Origin of the sequence: Maribacter aquimaris, from assembly GCF_014596745.1 — a bacterium.
GTDB classification, from domain to species: domain Bacteria; phylum Bacteroidota; class Bacteroidia; order Flavobacteriales; family Flavobacteriaceae; genus Maribacter_A; species Maribacter_A aquimaris.
On sequence record NZ_JABTCF010000004.1, the window covers coordinates 297304 to 316690 of the forward strand.

General features: G+C 41.5%; 17 protein-coding genes. 9 read left to right on the forward strand and 8 right to left on the reverse strand.

Translation table 11 applies throughout. The features are described from left to right. Position 1: 1 nt before the first annotated feature. From HPE56_RS09095 to HPE56_RS09125, 7 genes are all read left to right on the forward strand, one after another. Positions 2-1534, forward strand: coding sequence for a RagB/SusD family nutrient uptake outer membrane protein (locus HPE56_RS09095; RefSeq protein ID WP_188243453.1), 1533 nt, complete (start codon positions 2-4; stop codon positions 1532-1534). Between the two features lie 8 nt (positions 1535-1542). After that, a complete protein-coding gene (locus HPE56_RS09100) occupies positions 1543-3258 on the forward strand; it encodes a LamG-like jellyroll fold domain-containing protein (protein ID WP_188243454.1) in 1716 nt (571 codons plus the stop codon). Positions 3259-3316: 58 nt separating this feature from the next. After that, positions 3317-4681, forward strand: a complete 1365-nt coding sequence (locus tag HPE56_RS09105) for a glucoamylase family protein (RefSeq protein ID WP_188243455.1) — start codon at positions 3317-3319, stop codon at positions 4679-4681. Between the two features lies 1 nt (position 4682). Beyond that, positions 4683-6059 carry a glucoamylase family protein gene (locus HPE56_RS09110; RefSeq protein ID WP_188243456.1) on the forward strand — a complete coding sequence of 459 codons (1377 nt, stop codon included), beginning with the start codon at positions 4683-4685 and terminating at the stop codon, positions 6057-6059. A 53-nt stretch (positions 6060-6112) separates the two neighbouring features. After that, positions 6113-6853 carry a carboxylesterase family protein gene (locus HPE56_RS09115; protein WP_223170255.1) on the forward strand — a complete coding sequence of 247 codons (741 nt, stop codon included), beginning with the start codon at positions 6113-6115 and terminating at the stop codon, positions 6851-6853. 100 nt (positions 6854-6953) lie between these two features. Beyond that, positions 6954-9236, forward strand: coding sequence for a beta-glucosidase BglX (bglX, locus tag HPE56_RS09120; protein ID WP_188243458.1), 2283 nt, complete (start codon positions 6954-6956; stop codon positions 9234-9236). 122 nt (positions 9237-9358) lie between these two features. Beyond that, a complete protein-coding gene (locus HPE56_RS09125) occupies positions 9359-11002 on the forward strand; it encodes a sulfatase family protein (RefSeq protein WP_188243459.1) in 1644 nt (547 codons plus the stop codon). Between the two features lie 95 nt (positions 11003-11097). Here the strand turns inward: HPE56_RS09125 and HPE56_RS09130 are convergent, their stop codons facing one another. Continuing rightward, entirely contained in the window at positions 11098-11799 is a 702-nt protein-coding gene (locus HPE56_RS09130) for a hypothetical protein (RefSeq protein ID WP_188243460.1), read from the reverse strand. A 183-nt stretch (positions 11800-11982) separates the two neighbouring features. Here HPE56_RS09130 and HPE56_RS09135 point away from each other — a divergent pair, with 183 nt between their 5' ends. After that, entirely contained in the window at positions 11983-12432 is a 450-nt protein-coding gene (locus HPE56_RS09135) for an Hsp20/alpha crystallin family protein (protein ID WP_223170256.1), read from the forward strand. Between the two features lie 96 nt (positions 12433-12528). Here HPE56_RS09135 and HPE56_RS09140 read toward each other — a convergent pair whose 3' ends face one another. From HPE56_RS09140 to HPE56_RS09155, 4 genes are all read right to left on the reverse strand, one after another. Then, a complete protein-coding gene (locus HPE56_RS09140; RefSeq protein WP_188243461.1) occupies positions 12529-13329 on the reverse strand; it encodes a patatin-like phospholipase family protein in 801 nt (266 codons plus the stop codon). A gap of 111 nt (positions 13330-13440) precedes the next feature. Next, a complete protein-coding gene (locus HPE56_RS09145) occupies positions 13441-13668 on the reverse strand; it encodes a DUF6327 family protein (RefSeq protein WP_188243462.1) in 228 nt (75 codons plus the stop codon). A 90-nt stretch (positions 13669-13758) separates the two neighbouring features. Further along, positions 13759-14103, reverse strand: coding sequence for a hypothetical protein (locus HPE56_RS09150; protein WP_188243463.1), 345 nt, complete (start codon positions 14101-14103; stop codon positions 13759-13761). 5 nt (positions 14104-14108) lie between these two features. Further along, a complete protein-coding gene (locus HPE56_RS09155; RefSeq protein WP_188243464.1) occupies positions 14109-14438 on the reverse strand; it encodes a YtxH domain-containing protein in 330 nt (109 codons plus the stop codon). Between the two features lie 191 nt (positions 14439-14629). Here HPE56_RS09155 and HPE56_RS09160 point away from each other — a divergent pair, with 191 nt between their 5' ends. Then, positions 14630-14998 (forward strand): hypothetical protein, encoded by a 369-nt coding sequence (locus tag HPE56_RS09160; protein WP_188243465.1) that lies wholly within the window; start codon positions 14630-14632, stop codon positions 14996-14998. Positions 14999-15054: 56 nt separating this feature from the next. Here HPE56_RS09160 and HPE56_RS09165 read toward each other — a convergent pair whose 3' ends face one another. The 3 genes from HPE56_RS09165 to HPE56_RS09175 all read right to left on the reverse strand — a co-directional run bounded on the left by HPE56_RS09165 (position 15055) and on the right by HPE56_RS09175 (position 19368). After that, positions 15055-16242 (reverse strand): acetate/propionate family kinase, encoded by a 1188-nt coding sequence (locus tag HPE56_RS09165; RefSeq protein ID WP_188243466.1) that lies wholly within the window; start codon positions 16240-16242, stop codon positions 15055-15057. 5 nt (positions 16243-16247) lie between these two features. Continuing rightward, complete coding sequence (gene pta / locus HPE56_RS09170; RefSeq protein WP_188243467.1) at positions 16248-18350, reverse strand: phosphate acetyltransferase; 2103 nt, start codon at positions 18348-18350, stop codon at positions 16248-16250. Positions 18351-18522: 172 nt separating this feature from the next. Then, positions 18523-19368 (reverse strand): universal stress protein, encoded by an 846-nt coding sequence (locus tag HPE56_RS09175; RefSeq protein WP_188243468.1) that lies wholly within the window; start codon positions 19366-19368, stop codon positions 18523-18525. Positions 19369-19387 lie beyond the last annotated feature (19 nt).

Sequence of the window (19387 nt, forward strand, 5' to 3'; positions counted from 1 at the left end):
AATGAAATCAACGATTTATATACAATGTTTACTTCTGGTTTGTGGTTTGTACTTAACCAGCTGTGACAATAAGTTAGACGAGGACGCAGAACTTAGGTCGTATCAAAATGATATTGATTACGCTAGCGAAGAAGGTGCTTATGGGGCTCTTGTAGGTGCTTACGAGACATTCCAAGATGTAGGTTGGGAACAGATTCCGTTATTAGCCGTTAGGGGAGATGACGTAAACGCCGGTGGGCTGGGAGACCAACAAGGTTTCGCTGACACCGATAATTACACCTATGACAATAATTTTTGGATGTACAATTCCCTTTGGGAGAACTGGTTCCAGGATATTACGCAAATAACATCCCAGATAGAGCAGTTGGAACTGTATAGGGATGGAGGTGTAAACAGTAGTTTAATCGATCAATATATTGCCGAGGCCAAGACCCTTAGGGGATTCATAACCCTCGAATTATCAAGGGTATTCGGTGATGTTTATAGGATTGAAAGTACGGATCAATCCGAGATTACGGTAGAAACCAAAGATGATTTGATGCAATGGATATCAGACCAAATGGATGAAACGATTCCAGATTTATTGGATGTAGCACCTAGCAATAGAACCGATATTCCCGGGGGTATCACCAAATACACAGCATTGGCGGTACAGGCCATGGCCAATTTAGAATTAAAAAACTATCAGGCAGTTGCTGATGCCACGGGAGAAATCATCAACTCCGGAAAGTTTGAACTATATGACGATTTTTATCAATTGTTCAAGATTCCCGGAAAATTGTGCAATGAGAATCTCTTAGAAATCCAATACTCTGATTTTGGCCAATCCTCTGGTGATAATGTAGCCCATTTATTTGAATTCTATGCTCCACAAAACTGGACCGCGGCAGTACCTGAGGCCACTAGCGGATGGGGTTTTTACGAACCTAGTTTTAAGTACATCAAATTTATGCTCGACCGTGGGGAAACCGTACGATTGGAGACCAGTGTTCTGTTTACCGATCGTGGCATCGCGGAAATACAAACAGATTCTGATTATTCCGATTTACCTGACTTTGTCACCAATACCACAAGGGATGGGGATATTATCAATGATTATTCCAGGGCCTATTTCGCGAGTGGTAAGCACTATTTGCCCTCAATCCAATTAACTGAAGGTAGAACAACTTACGGTACCAACAAAAATTATACGGTCATCCGTTATGCAGAAGTTCTTTTAATGTATGCAGAAGCATTAACGCGCGGCGCTTCCGGAACAGCCGGTTCTGCTGATGATGCCGTAAATCTGATTAGGAGCCGGGCAGGTATGCCGACCTTGAGTGGGGTTACCAGTGACGATGTCATGGACGAGAAATTTGCAGAATTGGCCATGGAATGGGGAATTAGGTATTACGACATGATACGATTGGGTGAAACATCCGAATTAAGCTATGATGGAAGGACCTTTACCATGGACAAGGCTTACTTGCCTTATCCATTGGAACAATTGGATATAAGTCCAATTCTAGACGAATATAATAACCAAAATAACTAAACGATATCATGAGAAATAGTATAAAATCCTTATTGTTTGTTTTAGGGCTCTTGGTAGTCTCCTGTGAAGATGGTATCGATCCATTAACATATGTGGATCCAGGAGAAGATGCTTCGGCGCCTCAAATCACGATCAGCACCCCTACCGATGGGATGGAAATCAAGGTTTTTGAAGATGTAACCTCTTTGGATGTAAGTATGGAGGTTACAGATGATATTGAAGTAAAGGATATCGTTGTTCTTTTGGATGGCAACGAAATAGCCTCGTTCAACAATTTTTTGGACTATAGAAGGGCTATTGAGGAATTTACCTATGACAACCTAGCCAATGGTAGCCATACACTCACCGTAACGGCGAGTGACCTTGATGGAAAAACATCGACTTCTTCAGTGGATTTTTCCAAGGCACCTCCTTATACCCCTTTGTTCGATGGGGAGTCTTTTTACATGGCCTTTGATGGCGATTATAGGGATCAAATAGGGTTCGAATTGGCAACAGAGATAGGTGCCCCAGGATTCGAAAATCCCGGTCATGACGGAATAGGTGCTTATTTAGGGGCAACGGATTCTTATTTGTCATTCCCTGCGGAAGGTTTGTTGTCCAATGAGTTTAGTGCATCATTTTGGTATAAAGTCGATGCGGATCCTGATCGGGCAGGTATATTGGTCGTTGGTGACGATGCCGATGATCGCCTTCAAGGATTTAGAGTGTTCCGGGAAGCTAGTGGTGATGACCAGAGAATTAAAATGAATGTAGGTACCGGTGTTGGGGAAAGCTGGAATGACGGTGGTCTTATCAATCCGTCTTTAGCGGAATGGGTCCATATTACCGTTACCATTTCCAATACCAAGAACACCATATACTTCAATGGTGTCGAGGTAAATTCTTCCGATATGTCAGCTCCTATAGATTGGACGGGTTGCGAAGAGTTCACTATTGGTTCTGGTGGCCCTACGTTTGATTATTGGGGACATGGTTCGGACAATAGTGCTATCGATGAACTTAGGTTCTTCAACAAAGAACTATCCGTTGAGGAAGTGGTTAACATTTATGGAGGGGAATTAGAGGAAAAATACCATGGTTCAACGTTGTATATCCCTTTTGACGGTTCCAATACCGATTTGGTCAATAATACCGTACCAACAATTGTGGGTACTCCCGGTTTTGCAGGTGAGGGTAAAGTCGGAACCAACGCCTATGCCGGCGCAACGGATTCTTATTTGACTCTACCGATAACCGGATTGTTCGGCAATGGGTTTAGCGGCGCATTTTGGTATAAGGTAAGTGCAGATGCCGATAGGGCAGGAATTTTAACGGTCGCCCCCCCGATGATCGGTACAGACAACGATCTTTCTGCCGGCTTTAGGTTATTCAGGGAAGGTAGTACTGATGAACAGCGTATAAAACTACATGTTGGGGCTGTTGAGGATAATGTTTGGAACGATGGCGATGTGATTGATGTTACTGCAGGGGAATGGGTGCATATTGCGTTCACCGTATCCGATACCGAGACCCAAATCTATTTCAACGGTACCGCTGTGGCAAACTCCGGGGACATGACCGATAAAACCATGAATTGGGAAAACTGTTCCATTTTATCCATAGGCTCCGGAGCACCCAATTTTATCGGTTGGAACCATCTATCGGATACCAGTTTGATAGACGAACTTTATCTCTTCGACAGGGTTTTGTCCACAGAGGAAATCCAGGCCCTAATGGAATGATAATTTATTGAACGATTTTAATTGAGTTGTTTGAGTTAGATAGTTTTTAAAATTGATTATGAGATTAATCTTGATTACAATGGCCGTTACTAGTTTGTTAGTTGGTTGTAACGGCCATTCTTCTAAAAAGAAAAGAGCAGTATCCGAGACCAAGGCTGACACTTTGTACTTGTCAGACAATGACCTATTAATGGATACGGTGCAAAAACAGACCTTTGAGTATTTTTGGGAAGGTGCGGAACCTGTTTCGGGCCTTGCACGCGAACGTATCCATTTGGATAACATTTACCCTACCCATGACAAGGATATTATTACCATTGGGGGTTCGGGATTTGGACTTATGGCCATTCTGGTCGGAGTTGAACGTGGATTTATAACCCGGGAACAAGCGCTGGAACGCTATGAAAAGGCAATTGACTTTTTGGCGAAGGCCGATCGTTTCCACGGTGCTTGGCCCCATTGGTTGATGCCTAGTGGAAAAGTAGCTCCCTTTAGCACCAAGGATAATGGTGGGGACCTTGTGGAAACGGCATTTTTGATTCAAGGAATGTTGACCGTCCAGGAATATTTTAAAGATGGCAATGAGAGGGAAAAAGAGCTAGTGGACAAAATTCAAAAGCTTTGGGAAGAAGTGGAATGGGATTGGTATACCCAAGGAGGGCAAAACGTCCTGTATTGGCATTGGTCGCCCACCCATGGTTGGGATATGAACTTCCCCGTCGGAGGCTATAACGAGGCCCTTATCATGTACATATTGGCAGCGGCCTCCCCTACGCATCCCATTAACAAGGAAGTTTATGAAAAGGGATGGGCAAGAAACGGAGCGATCAAAAAGGACACCGTCTTTTATGGTTTGCCTACCATCCTCGATCATTACGAGCACGATGCTTCTCCCGTCGGACCCATGTTCTGGGCCCACTATTCGTACCTTGGTCTTGATCCTAACGGACTCACCGATCAATATGCTGATTACAAAAAATTGAATACGAACCACGCACTTATACAGTATAAATATGCTGTGGACAATCCTAATGGCTATAAAGGATATGGCGAAAATTGTTGGGGACTGACTTCCAGTTATTCCATGGATGGTTATGCGGGCCATAGACCCGACAGGGATTTAGGGGTGATTTCCCCCACTGCAGCACTTTCATCCATGCCGTATACACCTACGGAAAGTATGCAATTCTTAAAATATATGTATAAGGAACAGGATTCCTTAATTGGAAAATACGGACCTTTTGATGCCTTTAGCCTTGAAAACAAATGGTATGTACCCCGATATTTAGCCATAGATCAAGGGCCTATCCCCGTGATGATAGAAAATTACAGAACAGGGATGTTATGGAAATTGTTCATGAAAAATGGGGATGTCCAAACCGGATTGCGAAAATTGGGGTTCAACTCCCCCTATCTAAATTAATATGATAAAGACCAAGGTTTACATATTTATACTATGCTCGGTATTGTGGTCATGTTCCAGCGGGGATGATTATACCTACGTTCCTACGGAATTACCGGACGAATCGGAGGAAACGGTTGAGGAACCAGAAATTACGGATGAGGAATTGTTGGACCTGACCCAAAGGGAGACCTTCAAATATTTTTGGGATTTTGCCGAGGCCAATTCTGGTTGCGCCAGGGAACGTTACCACCCAGACGATACTTCAAATAGTGCCAATGTGGTGACCACCGGAGGAACCGGTTTTGGGTTGATGGCCCTTCTAGTAGGCATCGAAAGAGGATTTATTTCGAGGGAGGAAGGTGTAGAACGATTTGATAAAATTCTGACCTTTTTGGAATCGGCCGACCGTTTTCACGGGGCCTGGCCTCATTGGATCAATGGCACCTCCGGCGAGGTAATTCCATTTAGTACCGAGGATGATGGGGGCGATTTGGTCGAAACGGCTTTTTTGGCCCAGGGACTTATCTGTGTTAAGGAGTATTTTAAAGAAGGCTCGGATACCGAAAAAGCATTGGCAGAAAAGGCCGATACGCTTTGGAAAGGGGTTGAGTGGGACTGGTATACGCAAGATGATAATGCGCTTTACTGGCATTGGAGTCCAAACTACGGGTTTAACATAAATCTAAAGCTCTCAGGGTATAACGAGGTGTTGATCACTTACATAATGGCGGCGGCCTCTCCGGATTATGGTATCAATAAGGAGGTATATTCCTCAGGTTGGGCAGGCAACGGTAGTATTTTGTCCTCGAACACGGCTTACGGCTATCCGCTTTTGGTAAAACATAATGGGGCGGAAAACTATGGGGGACCTTTATTCTGGGCCCATTATTCCTACTTGGGTCTTGATCCGAACGGACTCTCAGATGACTATGTAAATTATTGGGATGTCAATGTAAACCACTCCAAGATCAATTATAAGTTTTGCGTGGAGAATCCAAACAACTTTGAAGGGTATGGTGAGGATTGTTGGGGACTTACGGCCAGCTATTCCAGAAATTCGGATGGTAGTATGGGCTATGCCGCCCATAAACCGGAAAATGACCTTGGGATTGTTTCCCCTACAGCGGCCATAAGCTCAATGCCCTATACTCCGGATGAATCTTTGGCGGCCTTGCGCTATTTTTATAAGAACAAGGATAAACTGTTGGGCGTAGCAGGATTTTATGATGCCTTTAGCCCGGAATATAACTTTTGGGTGGCAGAAGCCTATTTGGCCATTGACCAAGGACCCCAGATTATTATGATTGAAAACTATAGGACCGGATTGCTTTGGGATTTGTTTATGCAAAACGAGGACGTGCAAGCTGGCTTGAAAACACTTAACTTTACTTATTGATGATGGTGCGTAAATATGTTTTTTTTTGTCTTTTGTTTTTAGGGACGGGACTTATGGCCCAAGCCCAAAACACCTCCCTTTTTAAGGAAGAAAAATTAATTGGAAACGGGGACACACTTTTATATCGTGTCCTGTACCCCCAAAATTTTGATAAAAACACCTCTTACCCTTTGGTCTTTTTTTTACATGGCGCCGGGGAAAGGGGAAGTGATAATACAAAACAGCTGACCCATGGCAGCACATTATTTACCAATGAAAAAAACCGATCCTTTTTTCCTGCCATTGTAGTCATGCCCCAATGTCCACAGGATGATTATTGGGCCCAGGTCAATGTAGATCGGAGTAATTATCCTATCCAACTTGATTTTCAATTTGAAAAAGGCCCGACAAAAGCCATGGGCATGGTCATTTCCTTATTGGAAGAATTTAAGCAAAAGCGTTACGTTAACAAGCATCAGGTTTATTTGATGGGCTTGTCTATGGGAGGCATGGGCACCTATGAACTTCTGGCCAGAAAATCCCATACTTTTGCCGCTGCCATACCAATTTGTGGGGCTGGAGATCCCAAACAGGTAAAAAACTACGCCTTAAAAACACCTATATGGGCTTTCCACGGGGCTAAGGATAATGTTGTAGACCCATTGCATTCTTTTGAAATGGTAACGGCATTGCTCAAAGAAGGGGCCTTTCCCCGATTCACGGTATATGATTTCGCAAACCACAATAGTTGGGACCCTGCATTTTCAGAACCTGATTTATTGCCATGGCTCTTTTCACACCAACTTAAAAAATAAAACACCGGAACTTAGATCAAATCTTTTCATTGGAAGGGGAAACCCTCAATGAAATTGGCTTTTGGATAAACTAAAAAATCATAATAAAAGAATAATTCAAATGAACAATTGGAAGACAATACATTATTTACCCCTATTACTTTTTTGTTTTGTATTCACCATAACCCAGGCACAAGAGACCAATCCGTTTGTCGAAGGACTCCTAAATAAAATGACCTTGGATGAAAAAATAGGTCAGCTGAATTTACCAGGGGGCGGTGATGTTATAACCGGACAAGCAAAGAGCTCCGATATCGCGAATAAAATTGCAGCAGGTAAGGTTGGTGGTTTGCTTAGCCTTACCACAGTGGAGAAAATAAGGGAAGTCCAAAAAATCGCTGTGGAAAAAAGTCGTTTAAAAATTCCGTTATTATTTGGTTTGGATGTTATACATGGTTATAAAACCACATTCCCGATACCTTTAGGGTTGTCAACTTCCTGGGATATACCCTTAATAGAAAAAACCGCTCGAATGGCTGCACAAGAAGCTAGTGCGGACGGTATCAACTGGACCTTCTCCCCAATGGTCGATATATCCAGGGACCCGCGTTGGGGAAGGGTGTCCGAAGGTTCTGGGGAAGACCCCTATTTGGGAAGTGAAATCGCAAAGGCCATGGTTCGTGGATATCAGGGCGATGATCTTACGAAAAACAATACCATTATATCCTGTGTAAAGCATTTTGCCCTTTATGGGGCTTCCGAAGCAGGGCGGGATTATAATACGGTAGATATGGGTAGGATACGTATGTATAATGAATATCTACCTCCATATAAAGCTGCAATCAATGCTGGGGTTGGTTCGGTAATGGCGTCATTCAATGAAATTGATGGGATTCCCGCCACGGGAAATAAATGGTTGCTGACCGATTTATTACGAAAACAATGGGGGTTTGAAGGTTTTGTCGTAACTGATTATACGGGGATTAATGAGATGATCGCCCACGGAATGGGCGATTTGCAGACAACTTCGGCTCTGGCCTTAAATGCAGGTGTTGATATGGACATGGTGGGAGAAGGGTTTTTAACTACCCTTTCCAAGTCCTTGGCTGAAGGTAAAATAAAGATCGAACAGATTGATAATGCCGTCCGTAGGATCTTAAAGGCCAAATATGATCTGGGCCTATTCGATGATCCCTATAAATATTGCGAGGTAAAAAGAGCCAAAAAAGAAGTTTACACGAAAGAAAACAGGGATTTTGCCAGGGAGGTCGCTACGCAATCCATGGTATTACTAAAGAACGAAAACCAATTGCTGCCCTTAAAAAGAACCGGTACCATTGCCCTTGTCGGGCCTTTGGCCAATACCAGTGAGAACATGGCGGGCACATGGAGCGTATCTACCGAACAAAGTAAATCAATCGCCCTTTTGGAGGGAATAAGGGAGGCGGCCGGCAAGAAGGTGAAGATAACCTATGCCAAGGGAAGCAACCTAACCTACGATCCCGAACTGGAGGAAAACGCGACCATGTTCGGAAAGAGCCTTAATAGGGACAATAGGTCCGATGCCGAGTTGCTGAACGAGGCCCTTGAGGTAGCCGAGAAGGCCGATGTAATCGTGGCGGCATTGGGTGAAGCGGCAGAATTTAGTGGGGAGAGCAGCAGTCGAACGAATATTGAAATTCCACAGGTACAAAAGGACTTGTTGAACGCCTTGCTAAAAACTGGTAAACCTGTGGTCTTGGTACTGTTTACGGGTAGGCCCCTTGTTTTGAAGGAAGAAAGTAAAACAGTACCGGCCATCCTTAATGTATGGTTCCCTGGAAGTGAAGCCGGTTTGGCCATTTCCGATGTTCTTTTTGGGGATGTTAATCCATCAGGGAAATTGACCGCTACATTTCCACAAAGTGTTGGACAGATACCAATTTATTACAATCACAAAAATACAGGACGCCCACTTCAAAACAAGGAAGGTAAATTTGAAAAATTCACTTCCAACTATATTGATGAACGAAACGAACCGGTCTATCCCTTTGGTTACGGTCTAAGCTATACTACGTTCAAATACGAAAACCTTAACATAAGCTCCGATACCATGCTGGAAAATGACTCCTTGGCGGTAACCGTAAACGTTACCAATACGGGCAATTACGATGGCAAGGAAGTAGTGCAGTTGTATATCCGGGATCTTGTCGGTTCGGTTACCAGACCGGTCAAGGAATTGAAAGGGTTTCAAAAAATAGCGCTGAAAAAGGGAGAAACCAAAAAGGTGACTTTTATTTTGACCCTTGAAGACCTCAAATTTTACAATTATAACCTGGACTTTGTCGCCGAACCCGGAGAATTCGAAGTTTTTGTTGGGGGGGACTCCAATGTGGAACAAAAAGTAACATTTACACTTAAATAAATTGGTGTATCGAAATCTAAACTATCTTAATATGCTTTTGATAAACTTTCTCAAAGGCTTCATTTAAGAAGGTTATATTTTGCTTATTATCCATAATTAAAGTTTCTCATAAGAAATAATCCATGTACAAAAGAACACTATTATTCGTTTCTATTGTAAGTATAGTCTTTTCATGTAAGCAAGAGAAAAGTTCAGGGATAGTCGATAAAAAAAGTCCGAATATTATTTTTATCATGTCCGACGACCATGCCTCCCAAGCCATTAGTGCTTATGGTCACCCTATAAGTCAAATAGCACCTACACCAAACATTGACCGTTTGGCGGCAAATGGGGCGTTGTTCAACCATAATTTTGTCACCAATTCAATCTGTGGGCCCAGCAGGGCCGTAATCCTAACAGGAAAACACAGCCATATCAATGGTTTTCGACAGAATGGAGACCATTTTGATGGGAATCAACCCACCTTGCCCAAACTACTAAAAAAAGCGGGCTATCAAACCGCTATTGTTGGCAAATGGCATTTACATGACTACCCTCAAGGCTTTGACCATTGGAAGATCATCGTCGACCAAGGCAATTATTACAATCCCGACTTTATTGAAAATGGCGATACTACCCGAATTAAAGGGTATGCCACGGATATCATCACCCACGACGCCTTGGATTGGTTGCAACATAAAAGAAATGATTCAACTCCTTTCTTTTTAATGGTACACCATAAAGCCCCGCACAGGAACTGGATGCCGGCCTTACGCCATGCCAATAAATACGACTCCGTGCAATTTCCTTTACCCGAGTCCTTTTTTCCGACCTTCAAGAACCAACAGGCGGCACAAGAACAATTGCAAACCATTTACAAAGACATGTACGAAGGACATGATCTTAAAATGACCAAAGCATATGGTAGCACCGAATTGGCCCACAATCCTTGGACCACGGATTTTGATAGAATGTCCTTGGAACAGCGTGAGCAATGGGATGCATCCTATTTACCAAAAAACAATGCTTTCCATAAAGCCAATTTGTCCGGTAAAGCACTGGCCGAATGGAAAGGACAACGTTATTTACAGGATTACATGGCTACCATTGCGGCAGTGGACGAAAGTGTCGGAAGTATTTTGGATTATTTGGAAGAAAGTGGTTTGGCTGAAAACACCTTGGTAGTTTATACTTCCGATCAAGGTTTTTATCTCGGGGAAAAGGGTTGGTTCGATAAACGTTTTATGTACGAAGAGTCCTTTGGTTCCCCTTTGTTGATGCAGTTACCCGGAATCATTACGCCCGGAACGGAAATCGATGCCTTAGTACAGAATTTGGATTTTGCACAAACATTCCTTGATTTTGCCAACCATAGCGAATTAGGGGTGGATATGCAAGGGCAATCCTTCAAGGGCCTATTGGATGGCAGCATGGATGAAAAGGATTTTCGGGATATTGTGTATTACCACTATTACGACTATCCCGCCTTTCACATGGTCAAAAAACATTATGGTATTCGTACAAAACGCTATAAACTGATTCATTTCTATGATGATATAGACACTTGGGAGCTTTACGACTTGGAAAAAGACCCCCATGAGCTTCACAATGCCTATTCAGACAGAGAATATAGTAGCGTTGTAGCCAACATGCACAGAAAATTGGATTCGGTGCAAAAAGTCTATAAAATAACGGAAAAAGAATATCAAAAAGCCCCAAAAGAAAAGATTGATAAGGCCTATAAACAGTTTAAAAGACTAAGAGGTTCGACAACGCCTAAACAATAAATAGGTATTGTGCATGCCTATCAATACGGGAAATACAAGGTGTTTTCAAACCCGTAACTTTCCCGAAAACATAGTTCATGTCTGTAATCCACCCCCTACTCCAACAACGAAAATCGTGCTTTTAATTTTTCCAAAATACCAACAATGATGGATTCTGGAACCTCTAGGATTCTGGAGATTTCGACTTCGTTCCGATTTCCAAAGGCATAAAGATCTAAAACCCATTTACTTCTGGGCGGAATATTATTGTAAAGTGCGCCAAAAGTCGTTCTGCGTTCCAATGAAGGCAAAAGCGAATCGTTCATCTCCATTTTTTTGATCAATTGTTGTTCTATGGTAGAGTCCAATAGTACTTCATTCGGTCTTTTGGTTGCCTGTTTATATGAAATATCATCAAGTTCAGTGTTCAATATCAAATCGCCATCAGCCTGCGTAGTGAACGCTTCATCCAAGGCATTCATCTCATTTTTAAGCATCTCTTCCGTGCTCACATATTCCGGGGTCTCCTGTTCTATTACTTTTTTCTCCTCTATCTTTTGAACGGCCTTTGAGAAAAGAATGGTCTTTAGTTTATCCACATCAATATAATCCAAAAACTCTTTAAAGACCTCGATATATATCTCATCCAAAAGTTCATCTGCACTATAATACCCCCTATCAATAACACCTTGATTTTCAGCAACCTTAAGGCTTCTCGCCATAAATCGCTTTAGGTCAGGCTCCAATGTTGCTATTTTACTGTAGAACTGTTCAAAATCGTTCTCTTCTTTATGACGGGCTAATTGTTTAACGACCATACTATTTGCTTTTGATATTAACAATTCACTTCCAACTACTTAAAGCTACAATCATTTACTTCCGATTAAAATGATAATTATCAGTCTTAAAAAATTCTATCCGACTGATCTGTGTCATTCCGATAGTTTGGACAGGATTTTAATTTTGGTCTCGAAAATGAATGTTTACCATACTATAAGATTATGTCACTTGTTAAATTCAAAAAAAGTAACCCTTTTGGCAACCTAGTTACCTCTGATTTATTTAAACCCAATGATTTCTTTGGGAATGGGTTCTGGAACCAAGGAATATTGAACGATAGTTTCTGGAATGGCAAAAAATTGGAACCCGCCTTGAACATCAAAGAGAATGAAGGCGATTATGAAATAGAACTGGCTGCTCCTGGATTTGCCAAAAAGGATTTTAAGGTTACCATAGATGATGAATGTTTGAATATTTCCGCCAAAAAAACATCAGAAGAAGAAGAAGAAGAAGAAAACTATGCCCGCAGGGAGTTTAGTTACAATGCTTTCGAAAGAACCTTACAATTACCTGAAAACATAAAAGAGGAAGAAATAAAAGCGAGGTACCATGATGGCATTCTTCGTTTTAAACTTCAGAAAAAGGAAGTAGTAAAAAAAGCAGAAACCTAAGGTTGTTGAAATAGGATAGTTCTCCGATACCTATTACGCCCCCTTTCCTGACCCATATATACGTCCATGTTCTGTAGCGGTTGGGGTTGGGGGTTTTTATTTTTCCCTTCCCCCCGAAGAATCCGTACTCTGAAGTATCGACGCAACATTCTCGTTGGTCAATTTTGCTTTGGCGGCCTCATAGCCCAAATTGAATATGGCATCCATATCCTTAGCTGTAAATGTCCCGACCTTCTTCAGTTCATTCGGGCATATAACCATATCACAATCCTTGAACTTTGATAAGGAATCATAAGCCGACCTGATTCTATAGGCGCGTTCCAAAACACTGAATGAATGCTTTAAATCCTTCATATCCTTTTTTTCAAACGGATTGACATATACCCCTATCATCTTATCACATTGACCCGAAATTAAATCAACCGGAAAGTTATTTAGGGTTCCCCCATCAATATAATGGGCCTCCCCGATTTTTATTGGAGTGAAAATCGCTGGAAAAGCCGCCGAGGCCAAAATGGGTTTTATCAACTCCCCTTCGTGAAATACCTGCAAGGTACCGTCGACCAAATTGGTCGCTGTTATATACAATTGCTTCTTTAGGACACTAAAATCATCAATCCCCAAAATATTCTTGAAACTATCATACATTTTCTCCGTATCAATGAACCCAGGCTTACGGAGGGCGAATTTGTTAATACTGAAAACCTCGGTCAATTTAAAAAAGTCAAGTATCTCTTCCCATGTGTTACCATTGGCATACAGGGCCCCAACAATGGCACCGGCACTGGTGCCTGCAATATAATCCGGAAAAATGTTGTGCTCTTCAAGTGCCTTTATAACCCCAATATGGGCTATTCCCCGAAAACCACCACCTGAGAGCGCCAAACCAATATTCATATATCATTATTTAGCCAAGGCACTAAATATACGGCTGTATTCATACAATGTCAATATTTGGCAAGGCTAAATAATTCAGGTGATAATTGGAGTCCTATTTTGGCATTTTGCTTATTGTTCTATTTGCTTTGCTTTCCTATAAGCGAGGAATCGCTGCAACACATAGGAAATCAAGGTTTTTTGCACCATGCCTTTTAATCCGCCCAACAGCTGACTGGGATATAAATCGGATTTAAAACGATTCACATTCAATTTAAAACCCTCCAAATCTATCTCTCTTTGAAGGTGTAGTATTTTCAATTGCTTATCAATTTCAGTAAAGGAATTATACTGTTTCATCTGTTTGAATTATGTTTTATTTCCTGTCAGATATAATTCGCCATAAACATCCATAGCGGGCGTCAAGAACAACAATGGTCCATTACATACCTATTCAAAATAATATTTGGAAAATTTACGGAACAATGGGCGATCGAACCTTTTTCGGAATACATAACAAAGTATGGCTACAATAACATAGAACCCTCCGACTATTGCCAAGCCAATATAGGTGCTTTCCAAAGCATTCCCGATACTGTAGGCTAAAGCCAACGATAATAGAAATATAGCCAAAAAGGCAATAGCCCCAACCACAATAACATGGGTAAATGAGGTTACTGCCCGCATCAATGCCTTGAATATCCTTAGTTTATAATACGCTTCGCTATTCTCCAGATAGGACCTAATATCGTCATCAGCCTCCTTTAAATCCTTCTTTAGTTCATCAAATGCCATTGTGCCTATTTGTGAAGTTGTGCGTTTTTCTCTTTTAATTCTTCCAACTTGCGTTCCAGGGAAACAATGATGTCATCGGCCTTGTAACTCATATTGGAAATGGTATCCTCCAACTTTTGTTCGAACTCGACCTTTTTATCATTGGCGGTCTTTGTAAGTTCTTCCTTGGCTTGCGAAACACGTTCAGAAATCTCGTGCTTGGTTTCCATAGCTTTTTCCTTGATTTTTTTTCGGGTTTTTGTGCCTTTGTCCGGTGCATAAAGTATTCCGAACCCCGCTCCTATTGCTGCTCCTGTCAATAAGGCCAGCAAAACATTTCCACTATCGTTTGTCATGATTGAAATATTTAAGGTGAATATTAAATTACGATAACAAATGTAGTACCCCATTAATCAAATCGGAATGATTTAAATCATTCTACCAAGCTTCTTTAGTTCGCTGTTCAAGGGAATTCACATTTAAATGACGAAGATCATTACATCTTTATGCCACATGGATTTATTTTAAGGTAGAAAAGAAAATCATCATGAAAAAACCAGTCGTTTTTTTAGGATTGTTATTTATGTTCGGTTGTGCCCCAATCGTGATTTCGTCCAGGCCAAATTACCATCCTCCCTCTTGGTTTTATCCAAACCGTTTAGAGGTTGTTCGTTATGTTTATTTTCCCGAATTCAGTATTTATTATGATCTTTCGGCCCATACTTATCTGTATTTGGATGGAGGGACTTGGGTAAGGCGTAAGGTACTTCCCCAGCGTTATCGCAATATCGATTTAAGTCGCCATAGGTATGAACGGATTAAGAATTACCAGGACGGGAATATTCAACGATATCATGAGGAACATAATGCCAATCGTGGAAGAAGCAATAAAAACACCCCCAAACGAAGTAAATGACTCCATTTGGGGGTAGTTTAGAGGTGTTTGGAAAAAGATGTTTTCGAAACCTTATATCAATGAAGCAATTGATAGCTCTGTTTGGCTATCTCAAGTTCTTCATTGGTAGGGATGACCAAAATCTTGACCTTAGACGAGGTCTTGTTAATTTCCCTTATACCTTTGGACCTTGTATCGTTTTTGGTTTTATCCAGTTCCAATCCAAAATAATCCATATCCGTACAGACCTCCTGTCTTATATAGCTTGAATTTTCACCAATACCGGCTGTAAAAACAATGGCATCCAAACCATTTAAGGCAGCCACATAAGCACCAATATATTTTTTGATTCGATAGACATTCATATCAAGTGCCAGCTTACAATCGGCATTCCCTTTTTCGGCTTCAGCCTCGATATCCCTTAAATCGCTATATCCGGTTAGGCCCAACATTCCACTTTCATTGGTGAGCATCTTATTGACCTGATCCAATTCATAGCCAAGATCATTAACCAAATAGAAAATCAGGGAGTGATCGATATCCCCACTTCGGGAACCCATGATCAGTCCATTACTGGGGGCAAAACCAAGACTATGGTCTATACTCTTACCGTTCTTTACCGCGGTTATACTGCAACCATTGCCCAAATGGACCGTAATGATATTCGTGTTGGATGTATTTTCTAGATAATCCCGGGCTTTTTCCGTTACATATTTATGGCTGGTACCATGAAAGCCATATAGTTTAATGCCGTGTTCTGAATAAAACTTATTTGGGATTGCATACTTACGGGCCTTGACCGGCATCGTCTGAAAAAAGGCCGTATCAAAAACCGCAATCTGTTTGGCACTGGCGAATATTTTTTCCGCTATTTCAATTCCTTTAAGATTATGGGGATTGTGCAAAGGGGCCAAATTCGTGAATTCCCTTAGTTTATCCTTTACCTCATCCGTAATCAAGGTTGTCGCGGAAAACGCATCCCCGCCATGGACCACCCTATGCCCAACGGCCTCGATCTCACTGGCATCTTTAACTACCCCCTTTTCAGGATCCATGATATTGGCAGAAACCATTTCCAAACCCTTTTGGTGGTTTTCTATTTCCAAGGTTTCCTTATACTCATTAGCATTGGTCTTATAGGTAAGGATTGCATCCTTAAAACCGATTCGTTCTACAAGTCCGGAACAGATAACTTCTTCTTGGGGCATTTCTATCAATTGAAACTTAATTGAAGAACTTCCCGAATTCAATATTAAAACTTTCATTCGTATTATTTACTTGTTGATGCTTGGGCTTGTATAGCCGTGATAATTACCGTATTGAAGATATCATCTACCGTACAACCCCTACTTAAATCGTTCACGGGTTTGTTGAGGCCTTGCAAAACAGGCCCGATAGCCAATGCCCCCGTTTCCCTTTGTACGGCCTTATAGGTGTTGTTACCGGTATTTAAATCCGGAAAAATGAATACAGTGGCCTCGCCTGCTACCTGTGAGTCGGGCAGTTTTACCTTACCGACCTTGGCATCAACCGCAGCATCATATTGTATGGGGCCCTCAATTTTTAAATCAGGACATCTTTCCTTTACCAATTGGGTCGCCTTACGCACGCGGTCGACATCCTCTCCTACCCCTGAATCACCAGAGGAGTATGAAAGCATAGCTATTTTAGGTTCAATACCAAAAAATTTACTGGTTTCCGAAGAGGAAATAGCAATCTCTGCCAATTGTTCCGCGGTCGGATTAGGATTGATGGCACAATCCCCATAAACCATAACACGATCTTCCAAACACATAAAGAACACTGAGGAAACCACTGACACATTGGGTCGTGTCTTAATAAAGAGCAATGAAGGAAGGATGGTTTGTTTGGTCGTATGTACCGCTCCTGATACCATACCATCGGCATGCCCCATATGAACCATCATGGTTGCAAAGTAAGAAACATCCTCCATCAAATCCTTGGCCATGGCCTGATTCACATTCTTATGTTTCCGCAACTCATACAATTCATTGGCATAGTCATCAAAATGAGCCGATTCTGTCGGGTTCTCAATATTGACTTGGTCCAAATCCAGATCAAGATCCATTTGAAAGACCTTTTCCTTAATCGTTTTGGGATCACCAAGAAGGGTAATCTTTACGGCATTGGAATCCACTAGCAATTTAGTGGCCATCAAAATCCGTTCATCGAGCCCCTCGGCCAGAACAATATGTTTTATATCCGATTTTGCCCTATTCAATAAGTTGTATTGGAACATTCGGGGTGTAATCCCTTTTGGTTCAAATGTAATCAACCTTTCGGTTAGTTCATCCTCGGGTACATGCATGGCAAAATCATGTATGGATGCTGTTATCTTCTGAATGTTCTCGGCATAAATGCGCGGCCGTATGGCCCCTATTTTGTTCGTAATGGAGAATGTGCCATCATCAACCGAAACTATGGGTACGATATCTGAAAGTCCCTCTATCAATTTGATTATGGAATCTTCAGGCAACAGGTTTCCTGTTAAGATTATTCCTGAAACATTCGGATAATTCACCGATAAGTTCGCTTGCAGCGCCCCTAATATTATATCTGCTCGATCTCCGGGGGTAATGACAAGACCATCTTTTTTAAGATGGGTCAGGTAATTGCGGAGCTGCATGGCCCCTACCCCGAAATGACCGGCCTGGTTATTCAAATATTCTTTTCCAAAAAGAACCTTACCATCCAAGACCTCAACAATTTCCATCATAGTCGGATTGCCCAGAATCGGATTCAATGGAATTACCCCTATCAAAATATCCTTGGGTAATTGGGCCTTAAGACCTTTTTGCACAATTTCAATATTCTCTGGCTTCACCTTATTGGCCACTACCATTAACACTTCGACCCCTTTATCCTTGAAGGAATCATAGGCCATGTAAATGTTATTGACCAATTCATCCAAGGTCTTACCTACACCACTACCTAAGATAATGGTCGGAATTCCAAGGTTTTTGGCCATCAGAACGTTTATATCCCATTCGATAATGGACCCCTCGCTTGAAAAATCAGTACCCTCGACAAGGACAAAATCAAAGCGTCCTTCCATGGCCTTATACTTTTCAATAATCGTATCCAAGACCTCATCTTCCTTGTTCTGATTATTCATATGATTTACTTGGCTCCGCGTTAAAGCGTAAGCCTCCTCATACTGCATATCAATATTGAAATAAGAGATTACTGTGGTGATATGATTGTCTGTGCCCCCATCGGGATAATCATCGATTATGGGTCTGAAGTAACCCACTTTTGCCGCTTTCCCCAGTAGCATTTGCATTAATCCGAGGGAAACAATTGATTTACCACTATTTGGCTCTGTAGTGGTAATATAAATGGCTTTGCTCATTAGCAATAAGAAAAATTTATTCCTACAAATTTATGGTTTCTTTAGGCACTAATGAAATTTATAAAAAGTATTATGTAAAGTGAAGAATATTGACCCAATACCATTCATTTTATTAAAAAAATATATCCATCTTTACTATGTAATGAAAGAAAATACCTTAAACTGCCGATTGTTAAATATCGGGTAGGACCAATAGCGGTATTTTGGAATGAAAGCCCATTTTTCTAATCACAGGTTCCCGCGTCAATTTTTCCATAAAAGTGTGAGGATAATGGATTAAGGCTATCAAATCGGCACAATTATCCTCGGCGAACTTGGTAGTTGCCTCTGCCACGTTGTTCTTCATTTCAATCGTATGGTAACTGTGATATACGCTTTTCAGACACCTCGACAATGTCTTCATTTGCTGCTTTTGACTTTCAGTTGGTTTTTGTTCCTGCCCCACTTCGAGAATCATTATTTCAGCCTTCCAATGCCCAACCAAATCCAAAAGCTGTCGCAATTCTGTTTTGCCATAATTATGTGAAAAATCGGTGGGAAAGACCACTTTCTTAAGTGCCTTGAAATCATATTCCCCTGGGACTGCCAGAATGGGGCAGTTACGGACCTTCTTTATGACACGGACCGTATTACTGCCCATAAAGACCTCTTTGGCCCCGGTGGCCCCTTTTGTACCCATAATGATCAGGTCAATATCCTTTTCGGCAACCATTTGTTTAACCGCATTTTCCATATTGTTGGAAATGGATTCAATCTCAAAGTCATGATTGTCCCTAGCATGGTTCTTTTGCAAATAGTGAAGGGTTTTCTCTAATTGCATCTTTGAGTTTTTATACAGGGAATCGTAAATAACACCCAATCGCTCCTTACTTTTGTTACCCAGTAGATTCGATATTTTGGGCTCATAGGAATTCAACAAAACAAAATTACATTCACTGGTTTCAAACATTTTGAGTGCCGTGAATATGGCATTCCATGCATTGTCTGAAAAATCGGTAGGCAATAGAATGTTTTTCATTTGTGACATTTATTTTACT

Coding starts and splice junctions, on each gene's coding strand:
- HPE56_RS09095 (WP_188243453.1), top strand. CDS start 2: ATGAAATCAACGATTTATATACAATGTTTACTTCTGGTTTGTGGTTTG.
- HPE56_RS09100 (WP_188243454.1), top strand. CDS start 1,543: ATGAGAAATAGTATAAAATCCTTATTGTTTGTTTTAGGGCTCTTGGTA.
- HPE56_RS09105 (WP_188243455.1), top strand. CDS start 3,317: ATGAGATTAATCTTGATTACAATGGCCGTTACTAGTTTGTTAGTTGGT.
- HPE56_RS09110 (WP_188243456.1), top strand. CDS start 4,683: ATGATAAAGACCAAGGTTTACATATTTATACTATGCTCGGTATTGTGG.
- HPE56_RS09115 (WP_223170255.1), top strand. CDS start 6,113: ATGGCCCAAGCCCAAAACACCTCCCTTTTTAAGGAAGAAAAATTAATT.
- bglX (WP_188243458.1), top strand. CDS start 6,954: ATGAACAATTGGAAGACAATACATTATTTACCCCTATTACTTTTTTGT.
- HPE56_RS09125 (WP_188243459.1), top strand. CDS start 9,359: ATGTACAAAAGAACACTATTATTCGTTTCTATTGTAAGTATAGTCTTT.
- HPE56_RS09130 (WP_188243460.1), bottom strand. CDS start 11,799: ATGGTCGTTAAACAATTAGCCCGTCATAAAGAAGAGAACGATTTTGAA.
- HPE56_RS09135 (WP_223170256.1), top strand. CDS start 11,983: ATGTCACTTGTTAAATTCAAAAAAAGTAACCCTTTTGGCAACCTAGTT.
- HPE56_RS09140 (WP_188243461.1), bottom strand. CDS start 13,329: ATGAATATTGGTTTGGCGCTCTCAGGTGGTGGTTTTCGGGGAATAGCC.
- HPE56_RS09145 (WP_188243462.1), bottom strand. CDS start 13,668: ATGAAACAGTATAATTCCTTTACTGAAATTGATAAGCAATTGAAAATA.
- HPE56_RS09150 (WP_188243463.1), bottom strand. CDS start 14,103: ATGGCATTTGATGAACTAAAGAAGGATTTAAAGGAGGCTGATGACGAT.
- HPE56_RS09155 (WP_188243464.1), bottom strand. CDS start 14,438: ATGACAAACGATAGTGGAAATGTTTTGCTGGCCTTATTGACAGGAGCA.
- HPE56_RS09160 (WP_188243465.1), top strand. CDS start 14,630: ATGAAAAAACCAGTCGTTTTTTTAGGATTGTTATTTATGTTCGGTTGT.
- HPE56_RS09165 (WP_188243466.1), bottom strand. CDS start 16,242: ATGAAAGTTTTAATATTGAATTCGGGAAGTTCTTCAATTAAGTTTCAA.
- pta (WP_188243467.1), bottom strand. CDS start 18,350: ATGAGCAAAGCCATTTATATTACCACTACAGAGCCAAATAGTGGTAAA.
- HPE56_RS09175 (WP_188243468.1), bottom strand. CDS start 19,368: ATGAAAAACATTCTATTGCCTACCGATTTTTCAGACAATGCATGGAAT.